Here is an 11,981-nt window from a genome sequence, read left to right as displayed (position 1 = left end):
CTTTGGGGATGAAATCCGATCCAAAGGCGCTGGATCCTTGAAAGTCAAGGATCTTATTTGCTGGATCCACCGGGCGATGGCTGGAGATCCGGCGGCTAAAAACGTAGAATAGCCGGTCTTTAGTTAATCAATCGACAGGAGTTTAGAGTGACTGCTTCGCTATGGCAGCAGTGCCTTAACCGGCTGCAAGATGAGTTGCCCTCGGCAGAATTCAGCATGTGGATCCGGCCGCTTCAAGCGGAGTTGAGTGACAATACTCTGACCCTGTATGCACCGAATCGCTTTGTTCTGGACTGGGTACGAGACAAGTATCTCATCCGGGTTAACGGCATCATCAACGAACTCTGCGGGGTCGACGGCCCCGCCCTGCGTTTTGATATAGGCAATCGTCCCCATCCTGTTGCTGTCGCCAGAGCGCCGGTACAGGGTGCCGCGCCTGTGAATAACTTGCAGAAGAGCTGGGAAAGCAAGGCTGAAGCCAAGCCCGAGCCGAACCACAAGAGCAACACCAACGTGAACTATACCTTCGAGAATTTCGTCGAGGGTAAGTCCAACCAGTTGGCGCGTGCGGCTGCCCGTCAGGTAGCGGACAATCCGGGTGGTGCTTACAACCCGCTGTTCCTCTATGGCGGCACCGGCCTTGGTAAAACCCACCTGCTGCACGCCGTTGGCAATGCCATCAAGGAGAGTAAAAAAGATGCCAAAGTCATCTATATGCACTCCGAGCGGTTTGTTCAGGACATGGTGAAAGCGCTGCAAAACAACGCCATTGAAGAGTTCAAGCGTTACTACCGCAGCGTCGATGCCCTGCTCATCGATGACATCCAGTTCTTCGCCAACAAGGAGCGCTCCCAGGAGGAGTTCTTCCATACCTTCAATGCCTTGCTGGAAGGTAACCAGCAGATCATCCTGACCTCGGATCGCTATCCGAAGGAGATCAACGGTGTCGAGGATCGCCTCAAGTCCCGCTTCGGCTGGGGCCTGACCGTGGCGATCGAACCGCCGGAGCTGGAGACACGTGTCGCGATCCTGATGCGCAAGGCAGACGAGAACCAGATCCATCTGCCGGACGAAGTGGCCTTCTTCATTGCCAAACGTCTGCGATCCAACGTCCGTGAACTGGAAGGCGCCCTCAACCGGGTGATCGCCAACGCCAACTTCACCGGCCGTGCCATCAATATTGATTTCGTGCGCGAAGCGCTGCGCGACCTGTTGGCACTGCAGGAGAAGCTGGTCACCATCGACAACATCCAGAAGACGGTGGCGGAGTACTACAAGATCAAGCTGGCGGATCTTCTCTCCAAGCGTCGTTCCCGCTCTGTTGCCCGTCCGCGCCAACTGGCGATGGCACTGGCCAAGGAGCTGACCAACCACAGTTTGCCGGAGATAGGTGATGCCTTTGGTGGCCGTGACCACACTACCGTTCTTCATGCCTGCCGCAAGATCGAGCAGCTGAAGGAGGAGAGTCACGACATCAAGGAGGACTATTCCAACCTGATCCGTACCCTTTCTTCCTGATAACGGAATCGAGTGGACAGATGCAGCGCGAATATTCCAACCTGATCCGAATCTTTTCCTCCTAATCACAACGGAGAGCACAGATGCAGCTCGAAATTAGCCGTGAGGCCCTGTTACGTCCTCTGCAACTGGTGTCCGGCGCCCTCGGCGGCCGACCGACCCTGCCGATCCTCGGCAACGTGCTGCTTGATGTCAGCAACGGTTTGCTGTCACTGACCGGTACCGATCTCGAAGTAGAGATGATCGGTCAGGTCTATCTGAACGGGGCCAGCGAAGATGGCCGCACCACAGTACCGGCGCGCAAGCTGCTGGATATCTGCCGTGGTCTGCCGGAAGGCGCCGAGATCCGTCTCAATACCGAAGGCGAGCGCCTGATCATCCGCTCCGGTCGCTCCCGCTTCAACCTCTCGACCCTGCCGGCGACCGAGTATCCGAACATCGAGGATTGGGAATCCGTGCTCGAGTTCGATATCAGCCAGCTGGAGCTGAAGAAGCTGATCGATGCGACCCAGTTCTCCATGGCCAGCCAGGATGTGCGTTACTACCTGAACGGCATGCTGTTCGAGAGTGAAGGTCACGGTCTGCGTACCGTGGCGACCGACGGTCACCGTCTGGCCACCTGCCGCCGCGAGGTAGTAGGGGAATCGCTGCCCGATCATCAGGTTATTCTGCCGCGCAAAGGGGTATTGGAGCTGGTGCGTCTGCTGGAAGCAGAAGACAAGCCGGTGCGGCTGCAGATCGGCCGCAGCAACCTGCGTGCCGCCCTCGATGGCTTCATCTTCACCTCCAAGCTGGTGGATGGCCGCTTCCCGGACTGGCGTCGCGTCATTCCGCGCAACAGCGACAAGGCCCTCATCGCCGGCCGTGAGGATCTGCGTCAGGCGTTTGCCCGCGCCGCCATCCTCTCCAACGAGAAATTCCGTGGGGTGCGTCTCAATCTGCAGGAAAACCTGCTGCGCATCACCGCCAACAACCCGGAACAGGAAGAAGCCGAAGAGCTGCTTGACGTACAATATGCCGCTGGCGAGATGGAGATCGGCTTTAACGTCTCTTATGTGCTCGACGTGCTGAATACGTTAAAATGTGACCAAATTCGGATTAGCCTGAGCGATTCCATCAGCAGTGCCATTATTGAGGATTTTGAACATCAGGATGCTCAGTACGTGGTGATGCCGATGCGGATCTAGTCGTGTCCCTGGTCAAACTCCAGCTCAGCGACTTTCGCAATATCCAGCAAGCCAGTCTCAAGCTGTCGCCCGGCCTCAACATTCTGGTCGGGTGCAATGGCAGCGGCAAGACCAGCGTGCTGGAAGCCATTCACTACCTTGGTCTGGGGCGCTCCTTTCGCACTCATTTGACCGGGCGGGTCATCCGCCAGGGGGAGAGGGCCTTTACCCTGTTTGCCCAGTGTGAACTGGAAGGGCGTCAGGTACCGATCGGTCTTGCCAAAGACAAGAGTGGCGAGACCCAGCTCAAGATTGCCGGGGCGCAGGCCCAGCGGCTGGCAGATTTGGCGGAGCTGTTGCCGGTGCAGTTGATCCATCCCGATGGCTTCAACCTGCTGACGGGCGGGCCTCAGGCTCGCCGCGCCTGGCTCGATTGGGGTGTTTTCCATCAGGAGCCGACCTTCTTTGCCCTCTGGGGACGAGTGCGGCGGCTGCTGAAACAGCGCAATGCGCTACTGCGCCAGAGCACCCAGTACCGCCAGCTGGCGTTCTGGGATCAGGAGCTGGTGCGACTGGGTGGTGAGCTGGCCGAGTTTCGCGCCAGTTATTGTCAGGCCATTACGCCCCTGATCAAGGAGATGACGGCGGATTTTCTGCCGGAATTCGATATCAGTCTCGGCTTTTACCGGGGCTGGGAGAAAGATACTCCCCTCGGCGATCTGCTGGAGGCGGGGTTTGAGCGGGATCGGGCGCTGGGCTATACCGGTGTCGGTCCACAGAAAGCCGATGTTCGCCTCAAGGCTAACGGGGTACCCGCTCAGGATATTTTGTCCCGGGGTCAGCTGAAGTTGCTGGTCTGCGCCATGCGACTGGCCCAAGGGCTCTATTTGAATCAACATAGCAGCCGTGGCTGTATTTTTTTAATTGACGATTTTGCCTCTGAACTGGATGTCGACAAGCGCCGCTTGCTGGCCGCAAGGCTGAAGCAGTGTGCGTCCCAGGTGTTTATCACCGCCATCGACACCGGTCAGCTCGCAGACATGATGGATGCGAATGACTGCAAGTTGTTCCACGTGGAACAGGGTAAAATCTCCGAAACGTTAGAGAAGGCAGAGAGTAAGCTATGAGTGAAAATACTTACGACTCCTCGAATATCAAGGTGCTGAAGGGCCTGGATGCGGTCCGCAAGCGCCCGGGGATGTATATCGGCGATACGGATGATGGCTCGGGTCTGCACCACATGGTGTTCGAGGTCGTCGATAACTCCATTGACGAGGCGCTCGCTGGCTACTGCTCCGATATTCAGGTCAAGATCCATTCCGATGGCTCCGTCTCCGTGCGTGATAACGGCCGTGGTATTCCGGTCGATATTCACCCGGAAGAGGGCCGCTCCGCTGCCGAAGTCATCATGACCGTGCTGCACGCTGGCGGTAAGTTCGATGACAACTCCTACAAGGTTTCCGGTGGTCTGCACGGCGTCGGCGTCTCCGTCGTTAACGCCCTCTCTGACAAGCTGTTGCTGACCATTCGTCGTAACGGCCACGTCTACGAACAGACCTATCATCTGGGTGAGCCGCAAGCTCCGCTCAAGCAGATTGGCGACAGCACCGGCACCGGTACAGAAGTTCGCTTCTGGCCAAGCCCGACCATCTTCAGCGACACCCTGTTCCACTACGAGATTCTGGCCAAGCGCCTGCGCGAGCTCTCCTTCCTCAACTCCGGTGTTTCCATCCGTCTGATGGATGAGCGTGACGGCCGTGAGGCGCATTTCTGCTACGAGGGTGGCATCAAGGCGTTCGTTGAATACCTGAACCAGAACAAGACCCCGATCCACCCGAAGGTGTTCCATTTCACCACCGAGCAGGATGGTATCGGCGTTGAAGTGGCGATGCAGTGGAACGACGCCTATCAGGAAGGGGTCTACTGCTTCACCAACAACATCCCGCAGCGGGATGGTGGTACTCACCTCGTTGGCTTCCGTACCGCGCTGACCCGTACTCTGAACTCCTATATGGACAAAGAGGATTACAGCAAGAAGGCCAAGTCTGCCGCCAGTGGCGACGACGTGCGTGAAGGTCTGATTGCCGTTATCTCCGTCAAGGTGCCGGATCCCAAGTTCTCCTCCCAGACCAAGGACAAGCTGGTCTCTTCCGAAGTGAAGACCGCAGTTGAGCAGGCGATGGGTGAGAAGCTGGCGGACTTCCTGCTGGAAAACCCGGGCGATGCCAAGATCGTGGTCAACAAGATCATCGATGCGGCCCGTGCCCGTGAAGCGGCCCGCAAAGCCCGCGAACTGACCCGCCGCAAAGGCGCGCTGGATATCGCCGGTCTGCCCGGCAAGCTGGCTGACTGTCAGGAAAAAGACCCGGCTCTCTCCGAACTCTACATAGTGGAAGGGGACTCTGCTGGCGGTTCCGCCAAGCAGGGTCGCAACCGTAAGAACCAGGCCATCCTGCCGCTCAAGGGTAAAATCCTGAACGTTGAGAAGGCCCGTTTCGACAAGATGATCTCCTCGCAAGAGGTGGGCACCCTGATCACTGCACTGGGTTGCGGTATCGGTCGCGACGAGTACAACCCGGACAAGCTGCGTTATCACAACATCATCATCATGACCGATGCGGACGTCGATGGTGCGCACATCCGAACCCTGCTGCTGACCTTCTTCTATCGTCAGATGCCGGAAATCATCGAACGTGGCTATGTCTACATTGCCCAGCCGCCGCTCTACAAGGTGAAGAAGGGCAAGCAGGAGCAGTATCTGAAAGACGAAGACGCGCTGCTGCAGTACCAGACCGCCATGGCGCTGGACGGTGCTACCCTGCACGTCAACGAGTCTGCTCCGGCCATCGGTGGCGAGGCGCTGGAGCGTCTGGTCAACCAGCATCGCTCGGTGACTCACCTGATCACCCGCATGTCTCGTCGTGCGCCCGAAGCCGTGCTGACCCAGCTGATCTATCAGCCGGAGCTGAACGAAGCGCTGCTGAACAGCGAGAGCGATCTGCTGGCCTGGTGTCAGGGTATGGAAGCCGTGCTCAACGAGAGCAACCACGGTATCCAGTACCAGATCCAGGTTCGTCGTGATGAAGAGCGCAGCCTGTACGTGCCGCACGCCGTGGTACGTCAGCACGGTGTCGACCGCGAATATCCGCTCAGCTACGACTTCCTGCAGTCCGGTGAGTACCGTCAACTGGTCTCGCTGGGCAAGGAGATCGCCAACCTGATCGAGGAAGGTGGTTTCATCAAGCGTGGCGAGAAGGTCAAACCGGTTGCCAACTTCGTCGAAGCCGTCGAGTGGCTGATGGGTGAAGGCAAACGCGGCATCTACATCCAGCGCTATAAAGGGCTGGGTGAGATGAACCCTGACCAGCTTTGGGAAACCACCATGGATCCGGAAGCTCGTCGCATGCTGCGCGTCACCATCGACGACGCCGTCGGTGCTGACCAGCTCTTCTCCACCCTGATGGGTGATGCCGTTGAGCCCCGTCGTGACTTTATCGAGACCAATGCCCTGCGCGTAGCCAACCTCGACGTCTAATCGACGCTGTCAGCTCGATATAAAAAAAGCCGCTCCCTGTGAGCGGCTTTTTGTTTTTGGGCGAAAGAAGTTGCACGTTCCACGTGAAACATCGTGCTTTGGTATCAGGGGTTTTGGCCACGAAAAGATCGTCGCCACTCGCTGGGGGAGATGGCAAAGCGGCCGCGGAAGTGGTTGCGCAAAGAGGTGGCACTCTTGAAGCCAACCAGCTCGGCAATGCGATCGATTGAATGGCCGCTTACCTCCAGCAGCTCCTGACTGCGCCTGAGCCGCTCCGCCAGCAGCCATTCACCCACCGAGAGGCCGGTAGCCTGATGAAAACGGCGGGTAAAGGTGCGGCGGCTCATCAGGGTGTGGGCCGCCAGAGAATCCAGGGTGTGGGGTTCGGCCAGATGGGCACGCAGGTGATCGAGCAACTGGTTCATCCTGACATCGCGGGTGGAGGCGGGCACCGGCTGTTCGATAAACTGGGCTTGGCCCCCTTCCCGGTGAGGCGGGATCACCAGCCGCCGCGCCACCTTGTTGGCGATGGCCGAGCCGTGGTACTGGCGTACCAGATAGAGGCAGCAGTCCAGTCCGGCGGCGGTACCTGCCGAGGTGACCAGCCCATCGTCATCCACATAGAGGGCGTTGGTATCGAGCTGCACGCAAGGAAAGCGGCGACAGAAATCCTGTTCGTACTCCCAGTGGGTCGATGCTTTGCGACCATTAAGTAGTCCGGCGTAGGCGAGCACATAGGTGCCAAGACAGAGCCCGACCAGCCTGGCACCTCTGGCTCTGGCGGCAATCAGGGCATCGAGCAGCGCTGCGGGTGGCCGTGCTGCCGGGTCGTGCCAGAAGGGGATGACGATGATCTCCGCCTCGGCCAGCACCTCCAGCCCATAGGAGGCCTGAATGGTGAAGCCTTGTGCCGAGTGTGCGTGGCGGTTGCCATCGCCGCAGCAGATCTTGAGCTCGAACAGCGGCTGGCCCGGCAGAATATCGCCGAAGATGAGGCAGGGGACGGCGCAGTGAAAAAGGCTGAAGTGATCGAAGGTCACCACGGCAACGATCGGGGTGGTCATGGTGTTGGCTCCTCTCTACGCGCAGACCTCTCATCATAAGCGTTTGGCAGTGAAAGCCGAAGGGCCATGCGCGCTGTTCGGCATGGCCCAGTCAGTTACAGCGAGAGAGCCTCGCCATCCGCCGGTATCCACACCCGATCCATCATGCCTCGCTCGGTCAGATAGGTATGAAGTTCCTGACGTGACAGCACGGCGTGGTTGACCGCCTCCATATGGCTGGCGATCAGCGTGGCTTGCGGTGCGGCCTGATAAACGGCGGCGACATCCTCCTTGCCCATGATGATGGAACCGAGTCCGGGCACCTGTGCATCGCCACAGTTGAGGATGATGACCTCGGGTTGATGCTGTTGCAGGGCTTGTTTGACCGAGGGATGCAAGATGGTATCACCGGCCAGATAGAGGCTCTGTTCATCGGGGTGGGAGAAGACCACACCGCACACTTCTCCCATTCGCTCGCCCAGTACCGCCATCAACTGGTCGCTGCCGTGCTGGCCACCGGTCTGCTGCAGGCGAATGCCGGCAAACTCGGGCTGGTCGCTCAGCAGGCGCACATCCTCAAAGCCACTGGCACGAATGGCATCAGCATCTTTCTGATGTTGTACCAAGAGCGGCAGATGTTTGGGGATCAGGGCTCTGGCGGCATCATCCCAGTGGTCGGGATGGTCGTGGGTGACGATAACGGCGTCCACATCGACCAGCTCATTGATCGGCAGCGGCAGCTCGACCAGCGGATTGCGCAGCTGGCTGTTGGCGGTGCCCTCAAAGCCGGGGAAGGCCCCCTTGGCCGAGAGCATGGGGTCGATCAGAAAGCGGGTGCCGGCATAGTCGAGCAGCAAGGTGGCGTTGCGAACCTGAGTAATCTTCATGGGATGGCTCCATGTTGGCTGGTGGATATGCAACCAATTATGGGAGACGGAGCGAGTTGTCATCAGTGGCCCACGGGTCGATTATCATCACTATCGGGCCAACAGGTTGATGTTCTACAGGTCGGCGCGGCCATTTATAAATTTGAAAAAATCCCCTTGAAAGGAAAAAGTGAGCCCCTATATAGGTAACAAGGCCGGAACGCTCGACAGAGGTTTCGACCAGGCGCCCGTCCATAAGGAGGGCAAAACATCCGTTATCGCTCACAAGAGGGTAATACTATGCGTTCTATCGACTTTTCTCCGCTCTATCGTTCTGCCATCGGTTTCGATCGTCTGGCCAATCTCATCGAATCTGCGGCCAGCAATGGCAATGCCGGTTATCCCCCCTACAACATCGAGCAGCTGGGTGACAACGACTACCGCATCAGCATGGCGGTGGCGGGCTTTACCCAGGAAGAGCTGGAGCTGAGCTTCCAGGAAAATCTGCTGACGGTGAAGGGCAACAAGCAGGCCGACACCGGGCGCAACTATCTCTATCAGGGGATCGCCGAACGTGGTTTCGAGCGCCGCTTCCAGCTGGCCGACTATGTGCGGGTGAAAGGGGCCGACCTGAAAAACGGCTTGCTGCACATCGAACTGGTGCGTGAAGTGCCCGAGGCGATGAAGCCGCGCAAGATCGAGATCAACGGCTGATAGCCTGAATTCACTGAAATTTTAAAATTTCCCGGGTGCCGATGACGGGCCTGTGGAGAGTTGAACCTGTTGCTTATTAGAAGGATAGGATTATGCGTAACCTCGATTTTTCTCATCTCTATTCCAACGCTGTCGGCTTCGAGCGGATGGCCCGTGAGCTGGAAGGTCTGTTTGATCAGAAGACCGCAGCTTACCCCCCGTACAACATTGAAAAGCGTGATCAGGATGGCTATCGCATCACGGTCGCCGTGGCTGGCTTCGAGCGCGAAGAGCTGGAGCTGGAGACCGAAAACGGCACCCTCAAGGTGAAGGGGCGCAAAGGGGCTGCGGCCGGTGAGCGTCAGTTCCTCCATCAGGGGATTGCCGAGCGCGACTTCGAGCTCGCCTTCAAGCTGAGCCAACACGTGGAAGTGCAGGGTGCCAAGCTGGAGCATGGTCTGCTAACCATCGATCTGGCTCGCGAGCTGCCGGAGGCGCTCAAGCCTCGGGCCATCCCCATCGGCAAACCCGAGCAGCTGGCGTTGCCCGGTTAAGCAAACCGGATCGCGATAAACAACAAAGGCCTGCATCTGCAGGCCTTTGTTGTTTTTGTATCGCTGGGTTGGATTAACCAGCGTAGAGGGTGTTGATCTCGTCCGCCAGAATGGCGATGCCGCGGCGAACCAGCTCCTCGCTTTGGGAGTAGTTGAGGCGGATGCACTCCTGGCTGTGGCGCCACTCTGGGTCGTCGATGCCGGGGAAGAAGTAGTGACCCGGCACGATCAGCAGGTTTTTCGCCTTCAGTCGCTCATAGAGCTCCTGACAGTGGATCGGCAAGCCTTCAAACCAGAGCCAGAGGAAGAGGGCCCCTTCCGGTTTATGAATGTGGAAGCGCGGGTCGGGGATCGCTTCGCGCAGCAGCTGCACCGCCAGCTCCGCCTTTTGCTGATAGAAGGGCTTCACCACCTGTTCGCTGAGGGCGATGATATCGCCGCTCTCGATCATCGGGATGGTGATGGCGGGCCCCAGACTGCCCGGCGCCAGATTGATGATGCCGCTCAGGTTGGTGATGGCCTGGATGATCTTCTCGTCGGCGATGACGATGCCGCAGCGGGTGCCTGGCAGGCCGAGCTTGGAGAGGCTCATGCAGAGGATGGTGTTGGCGTTCCAGAATGGCTTGGCTTCGCTGAAGATGATGCCCGGGAAGGGGACGCCGTAGGCGTTGTCGATCAGCAGCGGAATCCCCTTGTCGCGGGCAATCTGATCGAGGTGTTCGATCTCTTCGTCGGTCAGCACATTGCCGGTGGGGTTGGTTGGGCGGGAGACGCAGATCACCCCGATGTCGTCACCTACCTGCAGGCTCTCGAAATCCACGTGGTATTTGAACTGGCCATCGGGCAGCTTCTCGATGGTGGGCTTGTAGGCCACGAAGTAGTCGTCGGCCAGCGCCGAGTCGGCATAGCCGATGTATTCGGGGGCAAGCGGGAACAGCACCTTCTTCTTGCGGCCATCGGCAAATTCGCCGGCCAGCAGGTTAAACAGGTAGAAGAAGGCATTCTGGCTGCCGTTGGTCAGGGCGATATTGCGGGCCGAGATATCCCATCCCAGCTCCTTGCTGAGCAGGGCGGCCAGCGCTTTGGTGAACCTGTCTTTGCCTTGCGGGCCGTCGTAGTTGGCCATCGCTTTGACCAGCTCGCCGTTGTCGAGCAGGCTCTTGGCCTCGGCCTGAAAGCGCTCCAGCATGGCGGGGATCGGGGCTGGATTGCCGCCACCCAGCATGATTGCGTCCGGATTGGTCAGCCCCTGATTGAGGTCATCCATGAGTTGGGTAATACCGGCGTGGCGAGTGAACTTCTCGCCGAACAAGGAAAATTCCATTCAGTGACAGATCCAGATTTGAGTTACGGGGATGTAGCACCATAGCTCAGTTTAAAAGCGGGTGTCGATCAAAAAGATGGGACGTTCCACGTGGAACATGGTGCAAAAATCAAGCGTGGTTAAAAGCACCAACTGTTGGTTTAAAAATGACCGAGCGGGATGCATTTTGCGACTCAATTTGGTATCGATATATAGTTAATTTAAACAAAATCATCATGTTATGAATTGCGTGAGGATTGGCACAACTATTGGAATAGCTATCTGGTCATCTCAACCATACCGGAGCAAACCAGATGAAAAGCCTGATCGCTACCCTGATTGTGAGTGCCCTGAGCCTGAACGTGATGGCCAACGAAAACCCGCGGCCCGAGCTGGAGAGTGCCCAGCTGGAGCAGGATGTGCAGAGCGAGTTGCAACAGGCATCCCATGCCGTGGTGCAGGATGCGCTGCACAATCTCAAGCCGCTGGCGCTGGATACCCTGGTGGTGGAGGCGAGCCAGGCTGTGGCGACTCACCCCGAGAGCTGAGGTAGCGCAGGGGGGTCTGTCCCGTATGTTGTTTGAAGAAGCTGATAAAGGCGCTGTCGCTGGAGAACTCCAGCGTAGCGGCAATCCGGCTGATGGACTCGCTTTCTGCCAGCAGCTCCATGGCGCGCAACAGCCGCCACTGCTGGCGCCACGCCTGATAGCTCATGCCGGTCTCCCGCATGAAGATGCGGCCAATGGTCTTGTCACTGGCACCCACCCGTTCGGCCAGCCGGTTGAGCCGATCGGGCAGGGCATCTCCCCGTTTCAACTGCTGTAGCCAGCCGCCCAGTCTGGGATCCGTCGGCAGCGGCAACTGCCACGACTCCCGCGGCGCCTGCCCCAACTCCTCCATAAACAGTGCCACCGTCCGTTGTTGCTGCTCTTGCGGTTTGTCCCACGGCCAGAGCGCCATCCGTTCGATCAGTTCGTGCAGCAGCGGATTGACCGCCAGCACTTCGACCGTGCCGGGCAACTCGGGGTGCGGCTGGAAGTAGAGAGAGCGGTAGGCCACCACACCGCGCATCAAGATCCGGTGTTCGGTGCCAGCAGGCAGCCAGGCGGCGCGGGTGGGCGGCAGCAGGCAGACCCGACCTTCCAGTTCCATAGTCATGCAGCCGGATTGGGCGAACAGCAGCTGATGACGCTGATGTTGATGCAGGCCCGAGTCGTGCCAGCCAAGGGCGGAGGCAATGCCGATCACGCAGCCGGTCAGCTGGTCGGGGTCAAAAGGGTGATCGGGAAGAATAAAGGCCATA

Annotated in this window: 11 protein-coding genes; 7 read left to right on the top strand and 4 right to left on the bottom strand. The window is 58.5% G+C overall.

Going from position 1 to position 11,981, the window contains the following annotated elements; genetic code table 11:
• Positions 1–147: 147 nt before the first annotated feature.
• From dnaA to gyrB, 4 genes are all read left to right on the top strand, one after another.
• Entirely contained in the window at positions 148–1,518 is a 1,371-nt protein-coding gene (dnaA, locus tag G5315_RS14845) for a chromosomal replication initiator protein DnaA (RefSeq protein ID WP_005339307.1), read from the top strand.
• A gap of 83 nt (positions 1,519–1,601) precedes the next feature.
• Positions 1,602–2,705 (top strand): DNA polymerase III subunit beta, encoded by a 1,104-nt coding sequence (dnaN, locus tag G5315_RS14840; protein ID WP_005339306.1) that lies wholly within the window; start codon positions 1,602–1,604, stop codon positions 2,703–2,705.
• A gap of 2 nt (positions 2,706–2,707) precedes the next feature.
• The gene (recF, locus tag G5315_RS14835) at positions 2,708–3,811 is read left to right on the top strand and encodes a DNA replication/repair protein RecF (protein ID WP_005339305.1); all 1,104 of its coding nucleotides are present in this window, start codon (positions 2,708–2,710) and stop codon (positions 3,809–3,811) included.
• Positions 3,808–6,219 (top strand): DNA topoisomerase (ATP-hydrolyzing) subunit B, encoded by a 2,412-nt coding sequence (gyrB, locus tag G5315_RS14830; protein WP_076494165.1) that lies wholly within the window; start codon positions 3,808–3,810, stop codon positions 6,217–6,219. The genes recF and gyrB overlap by 4 nt, the downstream gene beginning before the upstream one ends.
• 104 nt (positions 6,220–6,323) lie before the next feature.
• On the opposite strand, the gene G5315_RS14825 is transcribed toward gyrB, so the two are convergent.
• Positions 6,324–7,283, bottom strand: coding sequence for a helix-turn-helix domain-containing protein (locus G5315_RS14825; protein WP_421333281.1), 960 nt, complete (start codon positions 7,281–7,283; stop codon positions 6,324–6,326).
• Positions 7,284–7,378: 95 nt separating this feature from the next.
• Positions 7,379–8,149: an MBL fold metallo-hydrolase gene (locus G5315_RS14820; RefSeq protein ID WP_337073437.1), complete on the bottom strand. Its 771-nt coding sequence runs from the start codon at positions 8,147–8,149 to the stop codon at positions 7,379–7,381.
• A gap of 279 nt (positions 8,150–8,428) precedes the next feature.
• Here G5315_RS14820 and G5315_RS14815 point away from each other — a divergent pair, with 279 nt between their 5' ends.
• Both G5315_RS14815 and G5315_RS14810 read left to right on the top strand, forming a co-directional pair.
• On the top strand, positions 8,429–8,842 hold the full coding sequence (locus G5315_RS14815; protein WP_005339298.1) for an Hsp20 family protein: 414 nt from the start codon (positions 8,429–8,431) through the stop codon (positions 8,840–8,842).
• 92 nt (positions 8,843–8,934) lie between these two features.
• Positions 8,935–9,375, top strand: a complete 441-nt coding sequence (locus G5315_RS14810; protein WP_005357182.1) for an Hsp20 family protein — start codon at positions 8,935–8,937, stop codon at positions 9,373–9,375.
• 73 nt (positions 9,376–9,448) lie between these two features.
• On the opposite strand, the gene G5315_RS14805 is transcribed toward G5315_RS14810, so the two are convergent.
• Positions 9,449–10,699, bottom strand: a complete 1,251-nt coding sequence (locus tag G5315_RS14805; protein WP_058056554.1) for a valine--pyruvate transaminase — start codon at positions 10,697–10,699, stop codon at positions 9,449–9,451.
• Between the two features lie 293 nt (positions 10,700–10,992).
• On the opposite strand from G5315_RS14805, the gene G5315_RS14800 reads away from it, so the two are divergent.
• Positions 10,993–11,226 carry a hypothetical protein gene (locus G5315_RS14800; protein ID WP_005342304.1) on the top strand — a complete coding sequence of 78 codons (234 nt, stop codon included), beginning with the start codon at positions 10,993–10,995 and terminating at the stop codon, positions 11,224–11,226.
• On the opposite strand, the gene G5315_RS14795 is transcribed toward G5315_RS14800, so the two are convergent.
• Entirely contained in the window at positions 11,156–11,980 is an 825-nt protein-coding gene (locus G5315_RS14795; protein ID WP_158111053.1) for an AraC family transcriptional regulator, read from the bottom strand. The two genes, G5315_RS14800 and G5315_RS14795, sit on opposite strands and share 71 nt — an antisense overlap.
• Position 11,981 lies beyond the last annotated feature (1 nt).

The organism is Aeromonas sp. 603607 (assembly GCF_049171595.1).
Lineage (GTDB): Bacteria > Pseudomonadota > Gammaproteobacteria > Enterobacterales > Aeromonadaceae > Aeromonas > Aeromonas veronii.
The sequence above is the reverse complement of the archived record's forward strand: the minus strand, read 5'-3'. Positions and strand labels throughout refer to the sequence as shown.